This window comes from Rhodopseudomonas palustris, assembly GCF_003226555.1.
Lineage (GTDB): Bacteria > Pseudomonadota > Alphaproteobacteria > Rhizobiales > Xanthobacteraceae > Rhodopseudomonas > Rhodopseudomonas palustris_I.
Map to the genome: position 1 here is coordinate 131,102 of NZ_QKQS01000001.1, position 24,838 is coordinate 155,939.

Genomic DNA, 24,838 nt, shown 5'->3' on the forward strand with positions numbered 1-24,838 from the left:
TCCGGTGCTTCAGCCCGGAAATTTCAGCTCGTTGTCGCCGCGATCCTCAAAGTAGCGCGCCACGATCTCCGGCGTCACCTCTGCGATCGTCGCAGGCCGCCATTTCGGCTGGCGGTCCTTGTCGATCACCGCGGCGCGGACCCCTTCGACGAAATCGTCGCTGACGAACACCTGCAGCGCGGCGCGATATTCATGCACCAGACATTCTTCCAGCGACGCCCTGTGCCGCGCGGCGCGCAGCAGCTTCAGCGTCACCTTCAGGCTGGTCGGCGATTTGATCCGCAGCGTCTTCAGCGCGGCTTGCGCGAACTCAGACACATCGCTCTCCAGCGCGGCGACGATCTGTTCGATCGTCTCGTGCCCGAACCAGCGGTCGATCTCGGCCTGATGCAGCTCGGCGGGACCTTGCGCCGGCTGCTGTGCAAAGCGCGCGATGATGCCGCTGACCTGCCCGGCCGACGCGCCGCTCGGCGCCTCGGTGAGCGCCTGGCGCAGCGCCGCCCAATTCGCGGTCGGCACATAGGCGTCGGCGAATTGCGCGTGGATGGCATCGGCGCCGTTCATGATCTCGCCGGTCAGGCCGAAATAGGTGCCGATCTCGCCTGGCGAGCGGGTCAGCAACCAGGTGCCGCCGACATCGGGGAAGAAGCCGATGCCGACTTCCGGCATCGCGATCTTGGTCTTGTCGGTGACGATGCGGTGGCTGCCGTGCGCCGCGATGCCGACGCCGCCGCCCATCACCAGCCCGTCCATGAACGCCACATAGGGTTTCGGATACTGCGCGATCTTGGCGTTGGTGATGTACTCCTCGCGCCAGAACACCTTGCCGAGATCGCCGCCCTCGCGCGCGCTGTTGTAGAGGCCGACGATGTCACCGCCGGCGCAAAGGCCACGCTCACCGGCGCCTTCGACCAGGATCAGTGCAACGTTCGGATCGGTGGCGAACGCGTCGATCGCGCGGTCGAATTCGCGGGCCATCTCCAGCGTCAGCGCGTTGATCGCCTTCGGCCGGTTGAGACGGATCACGCCGGCCGCGCCTTCGCGACGGACGATCAGGTCAGGTTCAGTCACGGCACCGTTCATCGATTGGCCTCGAGCAGCTTGCGCGACACGATCAGCCGCATGATTTCGTTGGTGCCTTCGAGGATCTGGTGGACGCGCAGGTCCCGCACCAGTTTCTCGATGCCGTATTCGGCAAGATAACCGTAGCCGCCATGCAGCTGCAGCGCCTCGTTGGCGACCGCAAAGCCGGCGTCGGTGGCGAAGCGCTTGGCCATCGCGCACAGCTTGGTGGCGTCGGCATCCTTACGATCGAGTGCGGCAGCGGCGCGCCACAGCAGCGTGCGCGCGGCCTCCAGTTCGGTCGCCATGTCGGCGAGCCGGAACTGCAGCGCCTGGAATTCGTCGAGCCGTTTGCCGAACGCCTTGCGCTCCTTCATGTAGCCCAGCGTCTTGTCGAGCGCGGACTGGGCGCCGCCGAGCGAGCAGGCGCCGATGTTGAGCCGGCCGCCGTCGAGCCCGGCCATCGCGATCTTGAAGCCGATGCCTTCGTCGCCGAGACGATTGGCGACCGGCACCCGCGCGTTCTCGAAAATCACGGTGCGGGTCGGCTGCGCGTTCCAGCCCATCTTGCGCTCGTTGGCGCCGAACGACAGGCCCGGCGTGTCCTTCTCGACCACCAGCGTCGAGATGCCGCCGGGGCCGTCGCCGCCGGTGCGGACCATCACGACGTAGAGATCGTTGGCGCCGGCGCCGGAGATGAACTGCTTCTGGCCGTTGAGGACGTAAGTGTCGCCGTCGCACACCGCGCGGGTGCGCAGCGCCGCGGCGTCCGAGCCGGAGCCCGGCTCGGTCAGGCAGTAGCTCGCGACCTGTTCCATGGTGCACAGTTTCGGCAGCCAGCGCTGGCGCTGCGCATCGGAGCCGTAGCTGTCGATCATCCACGCCGCCATGTTGTGGATGGAGATGAAGGAAGATACCGACGGACAGCCGGTCGCCAGCGCTTCGAAGATCAGCGCCGCGTCGAACCGCGTCATCGCGCTGCCGCCGACGTCGTCGCGGATGTAGATGCCGCCGATGCCGAGCGCCGCCGCCTCCCGGATCACGTCCAGCGGCAGGTGCTTGTCTTCATCCCATTTCAGCGCGTGCGGCGCGATCTTCTCGGCGGCGAAGTCGCGCGCCATGTCGCGGATGGCGATCTGGTCTTCGTTGAGGTCGAACTGCATCATTCAGGTTGCCAGTCGGAAAGAAGCGTGACGTAACGGGCATACTCGGTGCCGGCGAGCTTGGCGGCGAACCGGCGGTCCGCGGTCACAACTTGCGCATCAAGTCGTCGCGCCGTTTCGAGATAAATCAGATCGTAGACCGGATGGCGGAGCGTGCAGGCATCGAGCAAGGCCGGCTCGATCAGTTCGTCGATCTCGATGAGCTCGACGAAGTAATGTGGAAGCGATCGGAATTGAGATGCAGCTTCCTCACGCTCCATCAGACCATGGATCGTTTTACGGGCGAGAACATTTGCGACTTCCGTCATGATCAGCCGTGGAGCGACGAGGGTCTTCGTCGCGAGCGACAGATCTTTTGCGGCGTCGGACATCTCCTCAAGCACGAGCCATTTGACGGCAACGCTTGCATCGACAACCAACGTCGTCACATCAGGCCTTCCCTGATCTCCTCCAGCGTCAGGGAGGGCTGAACGCCTTTGCACCGGGAGTGGAAATAGGTCGATACCGCGACGCGCTCTTCGGGAGTGAACTTGTCCGCGCTCTGCAGGAGAAGCTCGACTTCCTGATCGAAGGTATGCCCATTCGCACGGGCACGTCGCTCGAACGACGCTAACGCTTCCTCCACCCTGCTACGTAGCTGTGCTTCGGCCATCGCCCGTCTCCTCGAAACCCGACCGGCCCGGATCAGGACCAGTCGGGGCGACCTATCCTATCACTTCATCAGCGGGATCGAAAACTCCGCGCCTTCCTTGACGCCCGACGGCCAGCGCGAGGTGACGGTCTTGGTCTTGGTGTAGAACCGCACCGAGTCCGGGCCGTGCTGGTTGAGATCGCCGAAGCCGGACTTCTTCCAGCCGCCGAAGGTGTAGTAGGCGATCGGCACCGGGATCGGCACGTTGATGCCGACCATGCCGACATTGACCTTGGCGGCGAAGTCCCGCGCGGCGTCGCCGTCGCGGGTGAAGATCGCGACGCCGTTGCCGTAGTCGTGGTCGGACGGCAGCGACAGCGCCTCGGCATAGTCGTGGGCGCGGACGACGCTCAGCACCGGGCCGAAGATCTCTTCCTTGTAGATCCGCATATCCTTGGTGACGTTGTCGAACAGACAGCCACCCATGTAGAAGCCGTTCTCGTAGCCCTGCATCTTGAAACCGCGGCCGTCGACCGCGAGCGTCGCGCCTTCCTTGACGCCGATGTCGACGTAGTTCTTGACGCGCTCCAGTGCTTCCTTGGTCACCAGCGGGCCGTAATCGGCGGTCGGATCGGTCGAAGGGCCGATCTTCAGCGCCTCGACGCGCGGGATCAGCTTATCCATCAGCGCATCCGCAGTGGCCTTGCCGACCGGCACCGCAACCGAGATCGCCATGCAGCGCTCGCCGGCCGAGCCGTAGCCTGCGCCGATCAGCGCGTCGACGGTCTGGTCGATGTCGGCGTCCGGCATGATGATGGCGTGGTTCTTGGCGCCGCCGAAGCACTGCGCGCGCTTGCCGGTCTGCGCGGCGCGCTCGTAGATGTACTGCGCGATCGGCGAGGAGCCGACGAAGCCCACCGCCTTGATGTCCGGATCGTCGAGGATCGCGTCGACCGCTTCCTTGTCGCCGTTGACGACGTTGAGGATGCCCGGCGGCAGGCCGGCCTCAAGCATCAGCGCGGCGAGCGCCATCGGCACGCCAGGGTCACGCTCGGACGGCTTCAGGATGAAAGCGTTACCGCAGGCGATCGCCGGGGCGAACTTCCACATCGGGATCATCGCCGGGAAGTTGAACGGGGTGATGCCGGCGACGACGCCGAGCGGCTGGCGCATCGAATAGATGTCGATGCCGGGGCCGGCACCCTCGGTGTATTCGCCCTTCATCAGATGCGGGATGCCGCAGGCGAACTCGGCGACTTCGAGGCCGCGCTGGATGTCGCCCTTGGCGTCCGGAATGGTCTTGCCGTGCTCGCGCGCGAGCAGCTCGGCGAGCTTGTCGTAATCGCGCTGCACCAGTTCGAGGAATTTCATCAGCACGCGAGCGCGGCGCTGCGGGTTGGTGGCGCCCCATTCCGGCTGCGCCGCCTTGGCGTTTTCGACCGCGGCCCGAAGCTCGGCCTTGGTGGCGAGGGCGACCTTGGCCTTCACCTCGCCGGTCATCGGCTCAAACACGTCGGCAAAACGCCCCGACTTGCCCTCGACCTCTTTGCCGCCGATGAAATGCCCGACCGTGCGCATGGACTTCCTCCTGAAAGGCTGTGTTCTAGTCCCCTTGAACAGAATTTTTTCAGGTTTGGGAAGGCCTCGCGCGCGCGACACCTGTGCCGAAATGCCGACGCCGTCGCGTGGCGGCATGCGGCCACCGCTCACGGTGGCACGGCGAATTGCAAGCCAGGGTTCAGTCCTGCGCGGCAGGCCTCGCCGCCTTGGCGGCGGCTCTTTTCGGCTTCGCCGCGGTCGCCCCAGCGGGACGGTTCGGTCCGGCCGCCCCAGCTTCCGCCAGCACCGCGGTGCGGCCGGCAGCGAGAATCTCGTCGGACAATGCGCCACTGCCGGCGATCCGCGCCAGCACCAGGGTTCCCATCATCGTCGCCAGCGTGGCCATCGCCCGCTTGCGCGCCGTCTTCGGCGGAGCGTCGACATATTCGCCGGCAATCATCGCGATCATGTCGTCGAGCTTGGCGGCGAACGCCTTGCGGGTCTTCGGGCTCTCGCGGGCGATCTCGGCGGCGAGCGCCGGCACCGCACAGCCGCGGCCGGGATCGTCGCGATGGCCGGCGCTGAGATAGCCGTCGACCAGCGCGGCCAGCCGCTGCTCCGGCGGCAGCTCCGCCGCCAGCTTGCGCCAGCGCTCGGTGGAGCGGTCCATCGCGTAGCTGAAGGCCTCGATCACCAGCGCCTCGCGCGAGGCGAAATGCGCGTAGAACCCGCCGTGAGTGAGCCCGGCATCCTTCATCAGGTCGGCGACGCCGATGCCGTGGGCGCCCTTCTCGCGCAGCTTGACCGACGCCCGCCGGACGATGCGGTCGTGGGTCTCCTGCTTATGTTCCTTGGAATAGCGCATCGGCGATCCATGCCATGTTCAGGATCATATTATGACACCGAACGCAGGCGTTTGCTTCAAGTTTCGCTTCACCTCAGGAATCGTGCGGATGTGGCGCCGTAGCAGGCGCGCCGCCGAGCATCGCAAAGGTTGCGGTGGCGTGCACCGCGAGCTTGCCGGCGCCGTCGTAGACGAAGCCCTCGGTATAGCTCGACTGCCGACCGAGCTTCACCACCCGCCCTTCGGCCACGATCGTGCCGGACCGCACCGACAGCGGCCGCAGATAGCTGAGCTTCAAGTCCATCGTCACCGAGCCCTGCCCGGCCGGCTGGCGCGTCGAGATCGCGCACCCCATCGCGGTGTCGAGCAGCGCCGCCGCCACCGCGCCGTGCAGCAGGCTGGCGGTGTTCTCCAGGCTCTGATCCGGATCGAGCTGCATGACGATGCGGCCGGGATGCACCTCCGCCATCTTGAAGCCGATCAACCGCGCCAGCGGCGGCGGCGGCAACCGGCCGTCGCGGATCGCCTCCATCGTCTCCAGACCGGACATCGCCATCGCGGCGCGGGCGACCGGTCCCGGCTCCTGCCAGTCGACGGTGCGGCTGCGGCGCTGAGCCGGCGCGAACAAGCCGGCAAGATCAGACGGTGCGGCAGCATCAATCATCGTCATCGGCGAGCTCCTCTTGGAATTACAGCCATAATATAATTAAATCGCGATCGCGGCAAGCGGAGCAGCCCGATGCAGCTTGACAGCCCCCCAGCGTCGCCGGACATGATGCCGCTCCTGTCCTGCCTTGCTGACGAGATCCAACATGCAGATGCTCAACACCCATTGCGGCGTCGACCGCGATTCCCGCGGCGTCGCCCGGCTCACCATCTGCAATGCCGGCAAGCTCAACATCCTGAACACCGCGGTGATCACCGGCGTCCGCGAAGGACTGCAACAGCTTGCCGCCGATGAGACCGTGCGCGTGCTGATCGTCACCGGGCAGAGCGAGCGCAGCATGATCGGCGGCGCCGATATCAACGAGATGGCGACGCTGGATCAGGGGTCCGCCGAACGCTTCATAACCGGCCTCGCTGAGCTGTGCGAGGCGGCACGCGCCGTGCCCTATCCGGTGATCGCGCGAATTCCCGGCTGGTGCCTCGGTGGCGGCCTGGAGTTCGCCGCCGCCTGCGATTTCCGGGTCGCGGCGCCCGACGCCAAATTCGGCATGCCCGAGGTGCGCGTCGGGATTCCGTCGGTGATCCACGCCGCCCTTCTGCCGCGGCTGATCGGCTGGTCCCGCACCCGCTTTCTGGTGATGGCCGCCGAAAACATCGACGCCAACACAGCTCTGGCCTGGGGGCTGATCGACAAGATCGCACTGCCGGGCGAACTCGATGCGGCGGTCGAACACCTGGTCGGCGCGCTGCTCGCCGGCGCGCCGCAGGCGATGCGGGCGCAGAAGGCTTTGCTCGCGGCCTGGGAAGACATGCCGCTGCCCGAGGCGGTAGCGCATTCGGTCAAGGTGTTCGGCGAGGCGTATCTCACCGGCGAGCCGCAGGCGCTGATGGCGGATTTCATCAACCGCAAACGCTGAGGTCTGTTCACGCGACCTTGGGAAATCCTCATGTTGCGTCGCAGCCGCCAAGTTATATGATGGTTATCATTTTCAACAGCCGGTCCGCATCCTAGCGCCGGCGCGTTCGCCGACAGGATCGCCGCATGATCTCCGACGCTCTCGCCGCCGCGCTGGCCCGCCGCAACATCCACTACGGCTGGGTGATGGTCGGCGTCACCTTCCTCACCGCCTTGGTCAACGCCGGCGCCGTCGGCGCACCCGGCGTGTTCATCGTGCCGCTGCAGCAGGAATTCGGCTGGAGCACCGCGGATATTTCATCCGCGCTGTCGATCCGCTTCGTGCTGTTCGGCCTGATGGCGCCGTTCGCCGCAGCGCTGATGAACCGCTTCGGCCTGCGGCAGGTGACGCTGACCGCGCTCCTGGTGGTCGCAATCGGACTGATCGCGTCGCTGGCGATGACATCGCTGTGGCAGTTGATGCTGCTGTGGGGCGTGGTGGTCGGCGTCGGCACCGGCCTCACCGCGCTGGTGCTCGGCGCCACGGTGGCGACGCGCTGGTTCGTCGCCCGCCGCGGCCTGGTGATCGGCCTGATGACCGCGAGCGTCGCCACCGGTCAGCTCGTGTTCCTGCCGATCCTCGCCGCGCTGACCGAGCGCTACGGCTGGCGGATCGCGATGGCTTACGTCTGCGCGCTGCTCGGCGTCGCCGCGGTCGCGGTGCTGATCGCGATGCGCAACCGGCCGAGCGACGTCGGCCTGCGGCCCTATGGCGACACCAGCACCGAGCAGGTGCCGTTATCGGCCCAGGCCGCGCCCGGCTCGATCGCCGCCGCCGCGCTCGGCGCGCTGCGCGACGCGGCCAAGACGCGGGTGTTCTGGGTGCTGTTCGGCACCTTCTTCATCTGCGGCGCCTCGACCAACGGCCTGGTGCAGGTTCACCTGATTCCGCTGTGCGCCGACTTCAACATCCCGCAGGTGCAGGCCGCGGGGCTGCTCGCGGCGATGGGCGTGTTCGATTTCATCGGCACCATCCTGTCGGGCTGGCTGGCGGACCGCTACGACAATCGCTGGCTGCTGTTCTGGTACTACGGCCTGCGCGGCCTCAGCCTGCTGGCGCTGCCGTTCACCGACTTCTCGTTCTACGGCCTGTCGCTGTTCGCGGTGTTCTACGGGCTCGATTGGGTCGCCACCGTGCCGCCGACGGTACGGCTGACGGCGCAGAAGTTCGGCCCCGAGCGCGCCAATCTGGTGTTCGGCTGGATCTTCGCCGGCCATCAGCTCGGCGCCGCCACCGCCGCCTTCGGCGCCGGCCTGTCGCGCGACCTGCTGGCGAGCTACCTGCCGGCCTTCTTCATCGCCGGCGCCCTGTGCGTGATCGCCGCGGCGGCCGCGCTGACGATCGGCAAGGCGGCCAAGCCGGCGGTGGCGTAGATCGCCTGTGAATCATCGCTGGATTAAGGCCTACATGCCCGCAAGGATTGTGGCGATCTCATCGTAGCTCGATGCGATCCAGGTCGCGCCAGCCGCGCGCAGCTTCGTGCCATGGTCCGGGCCGATGTGGTCCGCCGCCAGCAGTCCGATAACCATCATGCCAGCGGCAGACGCGGCCTGTACACCACCGGGACTATCCTCGATCACCACGATCCGAGACGGATCGACACGCATCTTCTGAGCCGCATAGAGGAAAACATCCGGAAATGGTTTGCCTCGTGCGACCTCATTGGCACTGAAGACATTATCGCCAAAATAGCCGTCCAGCTTGAGCAGCGAGAGACTAAAACGAATGCGCTCGGGTGCACTTGACGAAGCGATGCAGCGGCGAAAATGCGAATGATCCTCGAGAAATTTAGTGACTCCCGTCACTTCGCGAAGCTGCGAATTGAAGACGGCAAGCGTCCTGCGTTGCAACTCCTCGGGAAAACCCAGCAAGGGGCGCTGGGCGATTTGCTGTACCGCCGACCATACATCGTTGATGCGTTTTCCGGTGAAACGGTCGAGCGCCTGCTGCCGCGTCATTGGCGCGCCGAGTTCGGTGGCGTAATCAGCGAGCACATCGCAGGCCAGCCCCTCGCTATCGGCAATGACCCCGTCGAAATCGAAAATCAGAAGCTCGACCATCATTTTAGGATCTTGCCCACAGAATCTTTCCGAACGTGCACAATGCGTAAACTGCCATTTAAAATATCAACTTCTGCAACGAAAGGTGGTGAATGATGGGTCAAGACGACTATGAGCGTCGGTTCGCCGTGGCGAAGGAAATCGCGGAACAAATCTGGCGCGAGCAGCAACTGACGAACTCTCGAATGATCTGGAATTTGACGCTTCAAGGCTTCCTGTTGACCGGCTTCATTCTGACGTTCACGCAATCCAATCAGATCGCCAATGTCATTCAGCTCACTGTGCTTCGTGCGTCCCTGAGCCTAGCGGGTTTTTTCGCCGCGCTTGAAACGCGAAACTCAATCCTGGCCTCGCAAGAACAGCGCGCGCATTTGAGAAAGATTTGGACCGAACTCTATCCCCAACCCGATCAGTTCTCTTATCCCCGTCCCTTCGCGGAAACGTCCCACTCCGCCCTGGGTCGTCGGGCACCACAGACGATTTCCCTGATACTTCTAGTACTGTGGGCGTTGTTTTTTAACATGGGATTGGTGGTGCTGGTTGAACGGATGGCGCCATTCTAAGACAGCCCGTCCGACTCGGCGTGCTGCCCGACGGATCGGCGCCTCCTGCAGATTCTGTAGCCCGTCCACTTACGGCCGCATCCGCATGCCGGTCGCGACGCCGGGCTTGCGCAGCGGTTCGGCGAGGCGGGCGAATTCGCAGAGCAGCGACCGGGTCTTGCGCGGATCGATGATCTCCTCGACCCAGAACTTTTCGGCCGAGCGGAACGGCGAGCGCAGCTTGTTCAGCCGATCCTCGATCTCGCGCATCTTGGCGTCGCGGTCGTCGGCGGCGTCGAGGTCGGCGCGGTAGGCCGCTTCGATGCCGCCCTCGAGCGGCAGCGAGCCCCAATACGCCGACGGCCAGGCGTAGCGCATCGAGAATCGGTTTGCCGGCTGGTGCACCACGCCGGCGACGCCGAAGGCGTTGCGGACGATGATCGTGCACCACGGCACGGTGGACTGATTGACCGCGGTCATCGCGCGGACGCCGTGGCGGATCGTCGCCGACTTCTCGGCCTCCAGCCCGATCATGAAGCCGGGGCAATCCATCAGATACACCACCGGCAGATGGAAGGTCTCGGCGAGATCGACGAAGCGAATGACCTTCTGACAGGTGTCCGCCGTCCACGACCCGCCATAGTGATACGGATCGCCGGCGAGCACCGCCACCGCCCGCCCCTCGAGCCGCGCCAGGCCGGTGATGATCGAACGGCCGAACGCGGAGCCGATCTCGAAGAACGATCCTTGATCGACCACCGATTCGATAATCGGCCGCATCTTGTAGACCTGCCGGCGATTGCGCGGCACCGCCTTCAGCAGCTTCTCGTCGGAGCGATCCGGATCGTCGTCGCAAGGCACCGTCGGCGGCAGTTCGTGGACCGATGACGGCAGATAGGACAGGAACCGCCGGGCGCAGGCGAACGCTTCTTCCTCGGTGTCGACGGCGTGATCGATCGCGCCGGCACGGGTCTGGATGTCGGCACCGCCGAGCTCCTGCTTGGTCAGATCCTGGCCGAGCCGCGCCACCACCGGCGGTCCGGCGACGAACATCGCCGAACTACGCGTCATGATCGAATAGTGGCTGGCGGCGAGGCGCGCCGCGCCGAGGCCGGCGACGGAGCCGAGTCCGAGCCCGACCACCGGCACCTGGGCGAGATTCGCCGTCGTGTACCAGTACCAACGGGTGCCGTTGACGCCGCCGGGCAGATTGGCAGCGCCTTTGCTCTCAATGGTCTTCACCGACCCGCCGCCGCCCGATCCTTCGATCACCCGGATGATCGGCAGGCGATAGTCGTGCGCCATCTCCTCCGCCATCTGCGGCTTGGCTTGGATCGACGCATCGGCCGAGCCGCCGCGCACGGTGAAGTCGTCGCCGACCACCACCACGGTGCGGCCGTCGATCTTCGCCCGGCCGAACACGCAGTTCGCCGGGGTCAGATTGCTCAGTTCACCACCTGCGTCATACTCCCCGAGACCGGCGACGGCGCCGATCTCATGGAAGCTGCCGGCGTCGGTCAGCCGATCGATGCGCTCACGGACAGTGAGCCGGCCCTGGTCATGCTGGCGCTTGACCTTGTCGATGCCGCCCATCTGCCGCGCGAAGTTCTCGCGCCGGGCCAGCTCGTCGAGCTCCGGCTTCCAACTCATTCATTCCCTCCGGTCTGATCGTCTTCTTGTTGTTTCCCGACGGGCGCACCGCGACCAATCCACCGTCCGCATTCTGCACCAGCGGCTCGATCGAGCCGGCGAGCTTGAGCAGCACCGGCGCAATCTCGTCGTGCACGCGCTGTTCGTCGTACATCGCGCCCAGCACGCCGATCGTGGCCATCACATAGGTCTGATATTGCGGCGACCAGATCGGCACCGCGATGCCGTTGATATGCGGGCTGAACAGACCGCAGGACACCACATAGCCGCGCTCGCGCAGCATCGCGCGATCGGATTCGATCCGCTCGCTCAGCAGCGCCGCATCGGCCGGCGCATCGCGCTGAATCTCCGACAGCAGCGCCGCCGCGACGTTCTCTTCGAGCGACGCGAGGTAGGCGCGGCCGGCGGCGGAGCGGCTGATCGCGATGCGGCTGCCCGTGGTCGAATGCAGACCGAGCGCGTGCGCCGCGCGGGCGACTTCGAGATAGACCAGATGGAAGCGGTCCGGAATCAGGAAGCCGACGGTGCCGGGAATCTGCTCGGAGACTTCCTGCAGCCGCGACCGGATCAGATTGCGCAGTTGCAGGCCGCGCGTCATCGACGTGCTCATCGCGACGGCGCTGGGCCCGATCCGGTACTTCTGATCGCGCGGCAGATACACGAGCTGGCCCATCCGGGTCAGCGTGTGGGTGAGCCGCGACACCGTCGAGCGCGGCAAGCCGCAGCGGTTGGAAATCTCTAAGTTGCCGAGCCGAACGTCGTGCCCCTCGAAGCAGCGCAGCACGTCGAAGGCGCGCGACACCACCTGAATCACGTCACCGTCACCGGCCACATCCCCTTGCCTGCAAAGTCGTTCCGAGCGTCGTCCCATGTCTTTTTGTCCTGCGTGGTTATGATGCTCGATGCTCCGAGAGCACTCACTTATTCCTACCCGGAGCACCTTAGGTTTCTTGGTTTTTGTTTCGCTCCGCGGAATATAATTCCGCTTGAAGACAAAGCTACATCAGGCAAATTGTCTCGACAACATCGACGGGCCTCGCGCAACGCCCCACGCATGACCACTCGGCGCAAGATTTTTGGCATCAGCCGCAGCAGCGGAACCGGGCGCCCGGCAAAAACAACACAATGGAGGAACACCGATGGCCGAGATCAAGATCGTCACCGAAGTCGCCGGCCGCGTCTGTGCCCTGCCGCTGTCGATCGGCGACGGCGTCGGAGAAGGTGACGACATCGCCTTTGTGGAGGCGATGAAAATGGAGATTCCGGTCGCCTCGCCCGCCGACGGAACCTTGAAGGCGCTACACGTCGCGCTCGACGATGTCGTCGCCGAGGGCCAGCTGGTGGCGGTGATCGAAAGCTGAAATCACTTTGCGAGCATCCCGGACCATCGTGCACGTCATGCGCGATGTCGGGACGTAATGTCGCATCGGGTAACGGCGATGTCGTGTGCAGACAATCGCGGCATCGCCGTTGCCATCACCTCGCGGCGATGACATGCTCCCCTGATAACAAAGCAATCCGCAAAGCGGATGCGTTCGGGGAGAGAGACATGACGGGACGTTCCGTTCCGCTCGCGGCATTCGCCGTGGGCTGCGCGCTGATCGGCACAACCATTGCGCGCGCCAACGACATCAAACTACCAGCCACGATGGCGTTCACCGCTTACGACACCGGCACCGCCGGTTTCAACATCGCGGTCGCGGTCGGCAAGATGATGAAGGACAAGCACGGCACCGACGTGCGGGTGCTGCCGGCCGGTAACGACGTCGCGCGGCTGGCGCCGCTCCGGGCCGGTCGCGCCCAGCTCGCCTGGATGGGATCTGGCACTTACTTCGCGCAGGAAGGCGTGTTCGAGTTCGGCGCCAAGGAATGGGGTCCGCAGGCGTTGCAGATCACGCTGAGCGTGATCGACTGCAACGGCTCGTCGCTCGGCGTCGCCGCCGACACCGGCGTCAAGGAGATCAAGGATCTGCGCGGCAAGCGCGTCGGCTTCGTGGTCGGCTCGCCGGCGCTCAACCAGAACGCACTCGGCATCTTGGCCTATGGCGGCCTGACCAAGGACGACGTCAAGATCGTCGAATTCGCCAGCTACGGCGCGATGTGGAAGGGGCTGGTCAACAACGACGTCGACGCCGCCTTCGGCACCACCATCACCGGCCCGGCGCGGGAGGCCGAGAACTCGCCGCGCGGCCTGATCTGGCCGCCGATGCCGCACGCCGACAAGGCGGCGTGGGAGCGAGTCAAGAAGGTCGCGCCGTTCTTCAATCCGGCGATGTCGAGCTGCGGCGCCGCGCATCAGCCGGGCAAACCGATCGAACTGTCGAACTACCCCTACCCGATCGCCACTGTCTACGCGACGCAATCACCCGATCAGGTGTATTCGATCACCAAGGCGATGATCGTCGATTACGACGCCTACAAGGACAATGCCCCCGGCGCCACCGGCCTTGCGGTGAAGACCCAGACGATGAAATGGGTGGTGCCGTTCCATCCCGGCGCCGTGAAGGCCCTCAAGGAAGCCGGACAATGGAGCGCCGAAGATCAGACGCATAACGACGGACTGATCAAGCGCCAGGAGGTGCTCGCCGCAGCGTGGAAGCAATATGCGGCCGCGGCTCCGTCCGGCGATCAGGAATTCCGCGACGGCTGGATGACGGCGCGTGCGGCGGCGTTGAAACGCGCCGGCCTGCCGAACGGCTTCGAACAGTAACGCGTCGCCGCACCGGGGACATCGCCATGCGTGCTGCTGAATCCGCCGCCCGCCCGACCAGGCGGATCGTGCTCGACGATCCGCATTCGGTCGACAACATGCAGGAAGCCGAAGTCACGCGGGTGCGCAGCCTGCATGGCTTCTGGCGTTGGGCTCTGGTGGTCGCCGCGGCGGCCACCATCCTGCTGTGCATCAACCAGCAGTTCTCGCTGCGCTTCTTCGTCGGCTACACCCAGCTCAACACGGAGTATTTCTATCTCCTGATCGCGCTGATGCTGCCGTTCACCTTCCTGATCTTCCCGGCGTCGCCGACGGCGCGGCTCGATCGCGTTCCGCTGTACGACGTCGCGCTGTTTCTGCTCACGATCGGCGCGGCGCTGGTGCTGATGAGCACCATCCGCAAAGCGGCGGAGGCCGGATGGGAATTTGGCGGCGCGCCGACCCACGTCTTCGTCGCAGGCCTCGTGATGTGGGCGCTGCTGATGGAGGCGCTGCGGCGCACCGGCGGCTGGAGCCTGCTGCTCTGCATCTTCCCGTTCACGGTGTATCCGCTGTTCGCCGGCGCCCGCTGGCTCGGCCCGCTCGGCGGCTCGCAGTCGACGCTGGAGCAGGCCACCGCCTATCACGTGCTGTCCGGCGAGAGCCTGCTCGGGATTCCGATCCAGGCCTTCGCCGACACCGTTATCGGCTTTCTGGTGTTCGGCACCGCGCTGATGCTGACCGGCGCCGGGAAGTTCTTCATCAATCTGGCGTTCGCGATCTGCGGCACGTTCCGCGGCGGCGCCGCCAAGGTCTGCATCTTCGCCTCGGCGCTGCTCGGCATGATGTCGGGCTCGATCATCTCCAACGTGCTGACCGCCGGCACCATGACCATCCCGGTGATGAAGAAGAGCGGCTTCCGGGCGTCCTACGCGGGGGCGATCGAGGCCTGCGCCTCGACCGGCGCCGTGCTGGCGCCGCCGGTGATGGGCGCCACCGCCTTCGTGATCGCGCAGTTCCTCAACGTGTCCTACGCCGAGGTCGCGCTGGCGGCGATCGGGCCGGCGGCGCTGTACTACATCGGCCTATTCATGCAGGTCGATGCCTACGCGGCGCGGCACGGACTCGAGGGCATCCCGCGCTCGGAACTGCCCAGCCTGTGGCAGACGCTGAAGGAGGGCTGGTACTACGCCTTCGTGATCGCGCTGCTGGTGGTGATGCTGCTGTATTTCAAGCGCGAGAGCCACGCGCCGTTCTACGCCACCGCGCTGCTGCTGGTGCTCAACCAGATCTTCTCCAAGGACACCCGCTGGACCGCGGGCAGCATCGTCCGCTTCCTCGAAGTCAACGGCCGCACCTTCGTCGAGCTGATCGGCATCCTGGCCGGCTGCGGCCTGTTGATCGGCGCGTTCTCGATGACCGGGGTGATCTCGAGCCTCGCCGCCGACCTGCTGCGGCTCGCCGGCGACAACGCCTTCCTGCTGCTGGGGATGTGCGCGATCACCAGCCTGATCCTCGGCCTCGGCCTCACCACCACCGCCTGCTACATCTTCCTGGCGATCCTGGTGGCGCCGGCGCTGGAGAAGCTCGGGCTGAACCGGATGGCGGTACACATGTTCATCTTCTATTGGGGCATGCTGTCGTCGATCACGCCGCCGGTCGCGATCGCCTCGTTCGCCGCCGCCGGCATCGCCGGTTCGCCGGCGATGAAGACGGGCTGGGAATCGATGTGGGTCGGCAGCATCATCTACTTCATCCCGTTCTTCTTCGTGATGAACCCGGCGCTGGTGCTGCAGGGCCCGAGTCCGTATCTGGCGGCCATCGGCCTGCTCGGGATCGCGGCGCTCGGCACGGTGTGCATCTGCGGCGGCATCCAGGGCTATCAGGTCGGCATCGGCGATCTGCGCCGCGCCGGCGCGCTGGAATGGCCGCTGCGCGTGGCATTGGTGATCGGCGGCTTCGTGCTGGCGACGCCGGGCGGCGGCATCAATCCGCTGTCGCAGATGCAGATCACGTCGCTCGGTCTCTGCCTGCTGGTCCCGACCCTGGCGATCGCCCTGCTGCTGGTCCGCCGCGGCGACGCCCCCAGGCAGGCGGCACGGCCGGTGTTGTGAGGACGATTGCGACGGCGGGCCCCTGCCCGCCGTCGTTCAAATTTCACTGGACTTGCTACACGCACTGATTGAGCATCCTGGCGTTTCAACACCAAGGAGCTTTGCAATGCAGCGTGTATTGGAAGTCACTTCGGTTGATCTCAGCCTGGTCAAGACCAAGCCACCGCAGATCCACATCGTCAGCCACGGCACCGTGCCGACCTCCGGATGGAAGCATCCGCGGCTGTCGCCGTGGTTCTACATCCGGCCGCCGGACGACGGCATTCAGGACTTCGACTTTGTCGCCGATGCCCCGACCGGAATCGTGCTGCCGATCATCACCACGGTCGTCGCCGAAGCCACCATTCCGCGCGATCCCGAGGATTATTGGGGGCCGGGCAAGGCGCTTCGCGGCGTCCGCATCCATGCCCGCAGCAACACCAAGGAAGCGAGCTTCAATTTAGCCGAGGATCTCGCCCAGGCGATCTCGCTATTTCGCGGCGACGACGATCCGATTCCGTGGCTGATCGTCACGGCGACGGCGTCCGACTGCGATCTGACCGGCAAGGTGCTCCGCGTCTATCACACCGGCGACGTGCTCGACACAGGCTATCAAACCGACCGCGGCAATATCGAGCTCGATCCCAGGACCGAGCGTGTCGTCCGGGTGTGGTGCGGCTGAGCTTCGCGATACGGCGGCGGGCACCCTGGTGCCCGCTTGCCGTGCCGGCTCAGCGATCAGCCTTCTCGAAGAACGGCACCAATTGACCGGTGAATTGCGTAAAGCCGGCGTGCACGCGATCTCCGATCGCCAGATCGGCCGCGCCATGGGCCATCATCCGAAACCCTTCCGCGCAATCGACCAGCACGATCTTGAACGGCACGTGTGCCCGCGCCTCGGCCGTCGCCGCGCGGTGCACCAGAGTCGCGGCGCAGACCACGCCGTCGCCGCTCGCAACCAGCGTGGTCAGGTCCTCGCTGCCGCAGGCCGCGCAGAACTCGCGGCGGAAATACTGCACCGCGCCGCAACCGCCGCAGCGCTGATACGCAATCTTCGGTTCACCGCAGATCCAATCGGGCATCGCCATCTCGCTCATCGCACCCGCTCCAGGATCATGCTGACATGCGACGACAGCACGCCGCCGTCGCCGTGCAGCAGCGCCAGCGACGCATCGCGCACCTGACGGTCGCCGGCCCGGCCCGTCATCTGCAGATGGGTCTCGACCAGATGCGCCATCGCGCCGCCGACGCCGCAATGGCCGTAAGACAGCAGGCCGCCATGGGTGTTCAACGGCATCGCGCCGTCGCGCGAGAAATATCCGTCACGCGCCCGCACCGCCGCCTCGCCGCGCGCGGCGAGCCCGAGGTCTTCGAGCAGCATCAACAGCGTGATGGTGAAGCTGTCGTACACCGCGGCGTACTTGACGTCGGACACCGCGGCGCCGCTCGCCGCCCAGGCGCGCGCGATCGACTGCTCGGCGCCGGACGGCCCTTCGGCCGGCATCGCGGTGACGTGCTGATGGGTGTGGGCCTGGCCGCAACCGCGCACCTGGATGCGATGTTCGGTGGTCGGCTCAGCGCTGATTACCAGCGCGGCGCCGCCGTCGGACACCGGGCAGCAATCGAGCAGCTTCAGCGGCGAAGCGATCGGCTTCGACGCCATCACCTCGGCGACACTGATCGGCTCGTGAAACTGCGCGCCCGGATGGGTGAGCGCATGGCTGCGCATCAGCACCGCGAGTTCGGCGAGGTCTTCCTCGCCGACACCGTGGTCGTGCATGTAGCGCGACGCCACCAGGCCGTAATAGGCCGGGATGGTCGGCCCGAGCGGCACCTCGTAGAGCGGATGGCCGACCTGGGCCAGCGCCTGCACCGAGGCATCGCGGCTCTGTCCGGTCAGCCGGTTCTCGCCACCAATGACGAGGATGTTCCTGGCAGCCCCGCTCTCGACCAGCTGATGCGCCAGCATCGCCATCGCCATGCCGGTGGCACCGCCGACCTGCACCGCGTGGCAATAGCTCGGTCGGATGCCGAAATGCTCGGCGAACACCGTCGCCAGCATGATGTGCGGCATCGTAGTCGAATAGCCGCACAGCAGCCCGTCGATATCGCCGCGCTTCAGCCCAGCATCCGCCATCGCCGCCTCCGCCGCCTCGCGCATCAAAGACAGCGTGGTCGAACCCTCGATCTTGCCGAACCGCGTGAGGCCGACGCCGGTGATGTAGCTCATCGGATCACTTCCACTTCGACGCATGCGAGAGAGCAAAACCTATCAACGTCATTCCGGGACGCGCCTCTTGGCGCGGGCCCGGAATCCATACTTGCCGAAGGGGGTTATGGATTCCGGGCTCGCCGCTTCGCGGCGCCCCGGAATGACGAACGAGAGAGCGGTGATATCGACGGAGACGATCAGCATCGCGCCGACTACAGCGCGCTCCCCTCCCCCTTGCGGGGAGGGGTCGGGGGTGGGGGGCCGCGGGCACTGAGCCGGTGGCGAGAGCCCTCACCCCAGCCCTTTCCCGCAAGCGGGAGAGGGAGAACAGACGCTGTGCCGGCAACCCAGCAACGCGATTGAGCAATGCTCCTGCCTGCCTCAACGGCTCAGCTCTCCTGCATCAACTTCAGCGCCCCGCATTCCGCCAGCGCCGCGATCTCGGCGTCGCCATAGCCCGCCTCGCGCAGCACCTCGGTGCCGTGTTCGCCGAGTCGCGGCGCGAAGCGTTGGCGTTCGACCTTGGTGGCCGACCAGGTCGCCGACACCTTCATGTCGCGGATCGGGCCTTCGCTCGGGTGCGCGACGACGGGGAAGAAATCGGTCGCGACCAGATGCGGGTCGTGCAGGATGCTTTCGAGATCGTGCATCTGCATCGCCGGCACATCGGCGGCGTCGAGCAGCATCACCCACTCCTCCGTATTCCTGGTCAGGAAGATCCGCGCCAGCTCGGCATAGACCACGTCGATATTCACCGCCCGCCGCGCGAAGCTGGTGTAGCGGTCGTCAGCCAAGAGATCGTCGCGGCCGACCGCGGTGAGAAAGCTGATCCACTGCTTGTCGTTGTAGACCATCGCACAGATGTAGCCGTCGGCGGTCTGATAGGGCCGGCGGTCCGGCGACAGATGCCGGGCGTAGCCGCCGCGGTCGAGCGGCGGCTCATAGGTGAGGCCGCCCATGTGATCGCCCATCACGAAGCTGGCCATCGTCTCGAACATCGGAATGTCGAGCCGCTGGCCCTTGCCGGTGCGATCCCGGTGCACCAGCGAGGCGCAGATCGCGCCGACCGCGGTGAGCCCGACGATGCGGTCGACCAGCGCATTCGGCACGTAGCGCGGCGTGCCGTCACCGACGCGCGCATTCAGCGCCGGCAGCGCGGTCGCGCCCTGGATCAGATCGTCGTAAGCGGGCTTGGCCGCATAGGGCCCGTCCTGGCCGAAGCCGAACAGGCCGGCATAGATCAGCCGCGGATTGAGCGGCGCGACGTCGTCATAGCCGAGCCGCAACCGCGCCATCGCCTGTGGGCGGACGTTGTAGACCAGCACGTCGGCGCGCGCGATCAGCCGCAGCGCGGCGGCGCGGCCGGCGTCGTGCTTGAGGTCGAGGCAGATGCCGCGCTTGTTGCGGTTGGCATTGAGAAACACCGGCCCCATGCCGGGATGCCGCGCCGGGCCGATCTGCCTTGTGACGTCGCCGTCCGGGGATTCGATCTTGATGACGTCGGCGCCGTAATCGCCGAGCAGCTGGGTGGCGTAAGGCCCCATCAGCACCGACGTCATGTCGACGATTGTCGTGCCCGCCAGTGGCCCCATCGCGGCGCTTCGCCTCCCTGGTTCGCGGCGCTTTGATCGGCGCCGTCATCGCGATGTAACGGGACCGGCTCGCCGAGATCAAGCCGGCAGCCGGCATGGCGCCATGCGGGGCAAACTCCACGATGCGGAAGGTTTTGACCACCCTCATTGACCGAAGCGCCAGCGCGCCATTGACTTCGCCCTTCACTGGGCGGAGACGGGCGGCGATGACCACCCATCATGAGACCTACACCGCGGCGCCGTTCGCTCCGGCGTTGATGCTGAACGCATTGGCGCCGTCGCGCGGCTGGAATCCGAAAGACGGCTTTCCGGATTTCAGCTTCATCTGGCGCGGCTATCAGATCAGCGCCGCGGCGCTGGCGACGCTGCAGCGCGCCGCAGGCCGCGACGATGCGGCGACCCTGGACCGGCTGATGCTGCTGGCACCACACGTCACCGGCTTCCGACTGACCATGGCGCTGCTGATGTGCCGCGACTGGCCGCTGCCGATCTGGCGCGCGCTGCAACTGCGCAACCGGCTGATCCGCAGCGGCGCGATCAAACTCGACACGCCGTCCGACCTGATCGTGCGGGCGACCGGCTGGCGGGTGCACGACAGGGGCATCGAACTGGATGTCCTGGCGCAACTGATGCAGGGTGAGGATTGCCCGTGGCAGAGCATCACCACGTTCTATTATCGCGGTCGCTTCGACGGGCCGGCGCGCCACGGCGCCGACGACGGCGCGCCGATCGCCTCGCCTTCGGTCGATCCGTCGCTGCCGCCGTTGACGCAATGGACCGTCGCCGGCGGCGAGCGACTGCGCTGGGCGGCGCTGACCGGTGACTACAACCCGCTGCACCTTGTCGACATCTACGCCCGCGCCACCGGCTTCGCCGCCGCCTCGGCCCACCCGCAACGCATCGCCGTGCAATGCCTCGGCCACCTCACGGCGCCCGCCGCCGCGCCGACACAGCTCGATTTGTGGCTGAAAGGCCCGGTGTATTTCGGCCGCACCGCATCGCTGCGCGAGGTGGCGAACGAAGACGGCACCACCTTCGGACTCTGGATCGACGGCGACGATCGGCCGGCGATGGTGGGGCGGATGAGCTGACTCCGTTACTCCAGAGTGAATCCCCTACGCAGCCGTCATCCTGAGGCGCGAGCGCAGCGAGCCTCGAAGGATGCGGCGACAGGGACTGCGGCTTATCCTTCGAGGCCTGCCGCGCCGCGACGCGGCGTGGCAGCCACCTCAGGATGACGCTGGTGAATTGGCTGGGCCGCCGGTCCAATGACGGCGGAGTGGATTACTTCACCATCTTCCGCAGTTCGGTCTTCAGCACCTTGCCGTAATTGTTCTTCGGCAGCGCGTCGAGATAGACATAGCGCTTGGGGCGCTTGAAGCGGGCGATGGTGGCGAGGCAGTGGGCGTCGAGCGTGGCGTCGTCGGCTGTGGCGCCATTGGCCAGCACGACGCAGGCGACGACGTTCTCGCCCCATTCCGGATCGGCGACGCCGATCGCCGAGACTTCGCGCACTAAAGGATGCGTCAGCAGCGCCTCCTCGACCTCGCGCGGATAGATGTTGGTGCCGCCGGAGATGATCACGTCCTTGGAGCGGTCGGACAGCGTCAGGAAGCCGTCTTCATCCAACCGCCCGACATCGCCGGTGCGCAGCCAGCCGTCCTTCAGCGTCTCGGCATTGGCCTGCGGATTATTCCAATAGCCGAGCATCACGGTTGAGCCCTTGACCTCGATCTCGCCGGTCTCGCCCGGCGGCAGCACCTCGCCGTTCGCACCGGTGATCCGCACCGACACCACGCTCTGCGCGGTGCCGACCGAGGCGAGCCGCTCGAGATAGCGCGGATGATCGACGTCGGCGTGCAGCGCGCGCTTCAGCGAGGTGATCGTCATCGGCGATTCACCCTGGCCGTAGATCTGCACGAAGCGCTGGCCCATCACGGCGATCGCCTCGCGGATGTCGGCGAGATACATCGGCCCGCCGCCATAGACGATGGTGCGCAGCCCCTCGCCGGTTTCGCCGCTTCGCTTGGCGGCCTCGACCAGCCGCTTGATCATGGTCGGCGCCGCGAACATCGCAACGTTGCCGAGCCGCTTGCCGAGGCCGAGCACCTCGTCCGGATCGAACCCGCCGGACTCCGGAACGACGTGGCGCGCGCCGAACCGGACGTGGATCATGTTGTAGAGCCCGGCGCCGTGCGAGATCGGCGCGGCATACAGCGCGGCGTCCTCGGGCGTCACCGCGTCGACATCGGCGAGATAGCTCAGCGACATCGCAACGAGATTGCCGTGGCTGAGCATCACACCCTTGGGCCGGCCGGTGGTGCCGGAGGTGTAGAACAGCCAGGCCAGATCGTGATCATCGCGGGCAACCGGCCGCTCGGAGCCCTCGCCGCTGCGCGCACGGTCGAAGCCGTCGCCGTCGATCGCCATCACCGCCAGACCCGGCGGCAGATCGGCTGACGCTTCCTCGAAGCTGTCGGCGGTGTCGGCGCAGATCAGCGCCAGTCTCGCCTCCGCATTGCTGCAGATCCAGGCGACCTCCTTGCCGTGCAGCTTGGCGTTGATCGGGATCGCCACCGCGCCCGCCCACCAGATGCCGTACAGCGCTTCGAGATAGCGCGTGCAGTTGTGCGCGAACAAGGCGACGCGGTCGCCGGGCGCGATGCCGTAATCGCGCGCCAGCGCCGCACCGAACGATGCCGCACGCGACGCGAACGTCGCGTAGTCGGCATCCACCGAAGTGCCGGTCAGCAGCGCCGGAGCGCCCGGCCGCAGCCGGGCACTCGCGGCGAGCCATTCCGCCAGATTCATCCCCCGCCCCCGCCGCTGGTTACTTCGCCGGTTCGAGCACCGACACGTAATTGGCGACCGCCGCGCCGCCCATATTGAAGATGCCGGCGAGCTTGGCGTCCTTGATCTGCATGCCTTCCGGCGCCTGACCGAGCAGCTGCATCGCGCTCAGCACATGCATCGACACACCGGTGGCGCCGATCGGATGGCCCTTGGCCTTGAGGCCGCCCGACGGATTGATCGGCAGCTTGCCGTCCTTCTGGGTCCAGCCTTCCTTGATGGCCCGCGCCCCCTGCCCCTTCGGCGTCAGGCCCATCGCTTCGTATTCGATCAGCTCGGCGATGGTGAAGCAGTCGTGGGTCTCGACGAACGACAGATCGTTCAGCGTGACGCCCGCCTGCTCCAGCGCGCGCTGCCAGGCCACGGTGCAGCCTTCGAACTGCAGGATGTCGCGCTTGGACATCGGCAGGAAATCCTGAGCATGGGCGCGGGCACGGATGTTGACCGCCTTGCCCATCGCTTTGGCGTTCTCGGCCGAGGTCAGCACCAGCGCCGCGGCGCCGTCCGACACCAGCGAGCAGTCGGTGCGCTTCAGGGGACCGGCGACGAACGGGTTCTTCTCGCCCTCGGCGCGGCAGAACTCGAAGCCGAAATCCTTGCGCATCTGCGCATAGGGATTGGCGACACCGTTGTGATGGTTCTTGGCGGCGATCATCGCCAGCGCGTCGGACTGGTCGCCGTATTTCTGGAAGTACTTCTGCGCGATGATGCCGAACACGCCGGCGAACCCGGCCGGGGTGTCGCCGTCTTCCGGCAAGTACGACGCGCGGAGCAGGTTCTTGCCGATCTCGGGTCCGGGCGTGCGGGTCATCTGCTCGACGCCGACCACCAGCACCACCTTGGCTGCGCCGGCCTCGATCGCGCGGATGCCCTGATGCACCGCGGCCGACCCGGTGGCGCAGGCGTTCTCGACCCGGGTCGCCGGCTTGAAGCGCAGCGCCGGATCGGCCTGCAGCACCAACGAGGCGGTGAAGTCCTGCGGCGAGAAGCCGGCATTGAAATGTCCGAGCACGATCTCGTCGACGTCCGAGGCCGCAATCCCGGCATCGGCGATCGCCTCACCCGCGACGCGGACGATCATGCTTTCCACGGTTTCGGCGTCGAACTTGCCGAACGGCATATGGGCCCATCCAACGATGCTGGCAGTCATGGCGTTTTCTCCTCGAAGGTCGATGGAACTCGAACCTGATTTATTATAGGATGACCATCAGATAAAGACATCCCCACTCACGGCATCGTGGCTGGACGCATCCGGAACGGCTGGCGAACCAACCGCCCGGTCTCATCCGACGAATTTGTCGCCCAATTCGTCCTCGATATGGATCCGGATGATGTCGTCAAAGGTCTTTTCCGCGGTGGTGAAGCCGAGTTGCAGCGCCCGGTCGGTCGAAAAGTTGCGCGGCCAGCCGCCGACGATGCCGATGATGGTCGGATCGGGCTCGCGCTTGATCCTTTTCACCACCGCCTTGCCGGCGACGCGCTCCAGCGCGGCGATCTGCTCGCCGACGGTGGCGGCGAGCCCCGGCATCGACAGGCTGCGGCGCGGCCCCATCGCGGCGGTGTCCATGGTCGCGGCGTGGATCAGGAAGCCGACTGCGGAGCGCGGCGAAGCGTGCCAATGCATGACGTCCTCGCCGACCGGCAGCACCGCCTCCTGCCCGGCGAGAGGCTCGCGGATGATATTCGAGAAGAAGCCGGACGCCGCCTTGTTGGGCTTGCCAGGACGGACGCAGATCGTCGGCAGCCGGATGCCAATGCCGTCAAAGAAGCCCTTGCGGGTGTAGTCGGCGATCAGGAGTTCGCAGATCGCCTTCTGCGTCCCGTAGCTGGTCAGCGGTGCCGACAGGAATTCGTCGCCGATTCGATCCGGGAACGGCGCGCCGAACACCGCGATCGACGAGGTGAACACCAGCCGCGGATGATAGTCGTCGCCCTCGGCCCGGATCGCGTCGATCAGATGCCGGGTGCCATCGAGATTGATCCGGTAGCCCTTGTCGAAGTCGGCCTCGGCCTCGCCGGACACGATGGCCGCGAGATGAAAAATCACCTCCGGCCGGTGCGCCACCAGCGCCGCCGCCTGCCCCGGCTCGGCGAGATCGGAGGTCACCGTGGACATCGCGATCGACGCATGCGGCGGCCGCGCCGGCGCCACCACGTCCTGCAGCGTCATCCGGGTGATGTCGCGGCTGCCGAGCCGCCCGTCCGCCAGCAGCCGGCCCGTGAGCTTGCGGCCGACCATGCCGGCGGCGCCGAGTATCAGAATGTGCAAGGTGATCCCCTATCTTTTGT

24 protein-coding genes are annotated in these 24,838 nt (G+C 66.1%); 8 read left to right on the plus strand and 16 right to left on the minus strand.

The window, feature by feature from the left end:
- Positions 1–9 precede the first annotated feature (9 nt).
- The 7 genes from DNX69_RS00730 to DNX69_RS00760 form a co-directional block, all read right to left on the minus strand.
- Positions 10–1,083, minus strand: a complete 1,074-nt coding sequence (locus DNX69_RS00730; RefSeq protein WP_110784012.1) for an enoyl-CoA hydratase/isomerase family protein — start codon at positions 1,081–1,083, stop codon at positions 10–12.
- Positions 1,080–2,225: an isobutyryl-CoA dehydrogenase gene (locus tag DNX69_RS00735; RefSeq protein WP_110784137.1), complete on the minus strand. Its 1,146-nt coding sequence runs from the start codon at positions 2,223–2,225 to the stop codon at positions 1,080–1,082. Before DNX69_RS00735 ends, DNX69_RS00730 begins: the two co-directional genes overlap by 4 nt.
- On the minus strand, positions 2,225–2,653 hold the full coding sequence (locus DNX69_RS00740; RefSeq protein ID WP_110784013.1) for a type II toxin-antitoxin system VapC family toxin: 429 nt from the start codon (positions 2,651–2,653) through the stop codon (positions 2,225–2,227). Before DNX69_RS00740 ends, DNX69_RS00735 begins: the two co-directional genes overlap by 1 nt.
- A complete protein-coding gene (locus DNX69_RS00745) occupies positions 2,650–2,877 on the minus strand; it encodes a hypothetical protein (protein ID WP_110784015.1) in 228 nt (75 codons plus the stop codon). Before DNX69_RS00745 ends, DNX69_RS00740 begins: the two co-directional genes overlap by 4 nt.
- Before the next feature lie 60 nt (positions 2,878–2,937).
- A complete protein-coding gene (locus tag DNX69_RS00750; protein WP_110784017.1) occupies positions 2,938–4,434 on the minus strand; it encodes a CoA-acylating methylmalonate-semialdehyde dehydrogenase in 1,497 nt (498 codons plus the stop codon).
- Positions 4,435–4,594: 160 nt separating this feature from the next.
- Positions 4,595–5,260 carry a TetR/AcrR family transcriptional regulator gene (locus DNX69_RS00755; protein ID WP_110784019.1) on the minus strand — a complete coding sequence of 222 codons (666 nt, stop codon included), beginning with the start codon at positions 5,258–5,260 and terminating at the stop codon, positions 4,595–4,597.
- A 73-nt stretch (positions 5,261–5,333) separates the two neighbouring features.
- On the minus strand, positions 5,334–5,909 hold the full coding sequence (locus DNX69_RS00760) for a PaaI family thioesterase (RefSeq protein ID WP_110784021.1): 576 nt from the start codon (positions 5,907–5,909) through the stop codon (positions 5,334–5,336).
- 142 nt (positions 5,910–6,051) lie between these two features.
- On the opposite strand from DNX69_RS00760, the gene DNX69_RS00765 reads away from it, so the two are divergent.
- Complete coding sequence (locus DNX69_RS00765; RefSeq protein WP_110784022.1) at positions 6,052–6,822, plus strand: enoyl-CoA hydratase; 771 nt, start codon at positions 6,052–6,054, stop codon at positions 6,820–6,822.
- A 125-nt stretch (positions 6,823–6,947) separates the two neighbouring features.
- Positions 6,948–8,234 (plus strand): MFS transporter, encoded by a 1,287-nt coding sequence (locus tag DNX69_RS00770; protein WP_110784023.1) that lies wholly within the window; start codon positions 6,948–6,950, stop codon positions 8,232–8,234.
- Positions 8,235–8,264: 30 nt separating this feature from the next.
- Here DNX69_RS00770 and DNX69_RS00775 read toward each other — a convergent pair whose 3' ends face one another.
- A complete protein-coding gene (locus DNX69_RS00775; RefSeq protein ID WP_207803096.1) occupies positions 8,265–8,921 on the minus strand; it encodes an HAD family hydrolase in 657 nt (218 codons plus the stop codon).
- 95 nt (positions 8,922–9,016) lie between these two features.
- On the opposite strand from DNX69_RS00775, the gene DNX69_RS00780 reads away from it, so the two are divergent.
- Entirely contained in the window at positions 9,017–9,484 is a 468-nt protein-coding gene (locus DNX69_RS00780) for a hypothetical protein (RefSeq protein ID WP_133255955.1), read from the plus strand.
- Positions 9,485–9,553: 69 nt separating this feature from the next.
- Here the strand turns inward: DNX69_RS00780 and DNX69_RS00785 are convergent, their stop codons facing one another.
- Together DNX69_RS00785 and DNX69_RS00790 are read right to left on the minus strand one after the other, a co-directional pair.
- Positions 9,554–11,113, minus strand: coding sequence for an acyl-CoA carboxylase subunit beta (locus DNX69_RS00785; protein ID WP_110784028.1), 1,560 nt, complete (start codon positions 11,111–11,113; stop codon positions 9,554–9,556).
- On the minus strand, positions 11,022–11,984 hold the full coding sequence (locus tag DNX69_RS00790; RefSeq protein WP_110784029.1) for an IclR family transcriptional regulator: 963 nt from the start codon (positions 11,982–11,984) through the stop codon (positions 11,022–11,024). Before DNX69_RS00790 ends, DNX69_RS00785 begins: the two co-directional genes overlap by 92 nt.
- 268 nt (positions 11,985–12,252) lie before the next feature.
- On the opposite strand from DNX69_RS00790, the gene DNX69_RS00795 reads away from it, so the two are divergent.
- The 4 genes from DNX69_RS00795 (at position 12,253) to DNX69_RS00810 (ending at position 16,577) form a co-directional block, all read left to right on the plus strand.
- The gene (locus tag DNX69_RS00795) at positions 12,253–12,474 is read left to right on the plus strand and encodes an acetyl-CoA carboxylase biotin carboxyl carrier protein subunit (RefSeq protein WP_110784031.1); all 222 of its coding nucleotides are present in this window, start codon (positions 12,253–12,255) and stop codon (positions 12,472–12,474) included.
- A 188-nt stretch (positions 12,475–12,662) separates the two neighbouring features.
- Positions 12,663–13,823 carry a TAXI family TRAP transporter solute-binding subunit gene (locus tag DNX69_RS00800; protein WP_110784033.1) on the plus strand — a complete coding sequence of 387 codons (1,161 nt, stop codon included), beginning with the start codon at positions 12,663–12,665 and terminating at the stop codon, positions 13,821–13,823.
- Positions 13,824–13,849: 26 nt separating this feature from the next.
- The gene (locus DNX69_RS00805; RefSeq protein ID WP_110784035.1) at positions 13,850–15,916 is read left to right on the plus strand and encodes a TRAP transporter permease; all 2,067 of its coding nucleotides are present in this window, start codon (positions 13,850–13,852) and stop codon (positions 15,914–15,916) included.
- A 106-nt stretch (positions 15,917–16,022) separates the two neighbouring features.
- Positions 16,023–16,577 carry a hypothetical protein gene (locus tag DNX69_RS00810; RefSeq protein ID WP_110784037.1) on the plus strand — a complete coding sequence of 185 codons (555 nt, stop codon included), beginning with the start codon at positions 16,023–16,025 and terminating at the stop codon, positions 16,575–16,577.
- A 49-nt stretch (positions 16,578–16,626) separates the two neighbouring features.
- Here the strand turns inward: DNX69_RS00810 and DNX69_RS00815 are convergent, their stop codons facing one another.
- The 3 genes from DNX69_RS00815 to DNX69_RS00825 all read right to left on the minus strand — a co-directional run bounded on the left by DNX69_RS00815 (position 16,627) and on the right by DNX69_RS00825 (position 19,699).
- Positions 16,627–16,992 (minus strand): Zn-ribbon domain-containing OB-fold protein, encoded by a 366-nt coding sequence (locus DNX69_RS00815; protein WP_110784039.1) that lies wholly within the window; start codon positions 16,990–16,992, stop codon positions 16,627–16,629.
- Positions 16,989–18,125: a thiolase family protein gene (locus DNX69_RS00820; protein ID WP_110784040.1), complete on the minus strand. Its 1,137-nt coding sequence runs from the start codon at positions 18,123–18,125 to the stop codon at positions 16,989–16,991. The genes DNX69_RS00815 and DNX69_RS00820 overlap by 4 nt, the downstream gene beginning before the upstream one ends.
- 371 nt (positions 18,126–18,496) lie before the next feature.
- The gene (locus tag DNX69_RS00825; protein ID WP_110784042.1) at positions 18,497–19,699 is read right to left on the minus strand and encodes a CaiB/BaiF CoA transferase family protein; all 1,203 of its coding nucleotides are present in this window, start codon (positions 19,697–19,699) and stop codon (positions 18,497–18,499) included.
- 206 nt (positions 19,700–19,905) lie between these two features.
- On the opposite strand from DNX69_RS00825, the gene DNX69_RS00830 reads away from it, so the two are divergent.
- Complete coding sequence (locus tag DNX69_RS00830; protein ID WP_110784044.1) at positions 19,906–20,790, plus strand: MaoC family dehydratase; 885 nt, start codon at positions 19,906–19,908, stop codon at positions 20,788–20,790.
- A 193-nt stretch (positions 20,791–20,983) separates the two neighbouring features.
- Here the strand turns inward: DNX69_RS00830 and DNX69_RS00835 are convergent, their stop codons facing one another.
- The 3 genes from DNX69_RS00835 to denD form a co-directional block, all read right to left on the minus strand.
- Positions 20,984–22,510, minus strand: a complete 1,527-nt coding sequence (locus tag DNX69_RS00835) for a class I adenylate-forming enzyme family protein (protein ID WP_110784045.1) — start codon at positions 22,508–22,510, stop codon at positions 20,984–20,986.
- A gap of 19 nt (positions 22,511–22,529) precedes the next feature.
- Entirely contained in the window at positions 22,530–23,699 is a 1,170-nt protein-coding gene (locus DNX69_RS00840) for an acetyl-CoA acetyltransferase (RefSeq protein WP_110784047.1), read from the minus strand.
- Positions 23,700–23,831: 132 nt separating this feature from the next.
- Entirely contained in the window at positions 23,832–24,818 is a 987-nt protein-coding gene (gene denD, locus DNX69_RS00845; protein WP_110784048.1) for a D-erythronate dehydrogenase, read from the minus strand.
- Positions 24,819–24,838: the final 20 nt, after the last annotated feature.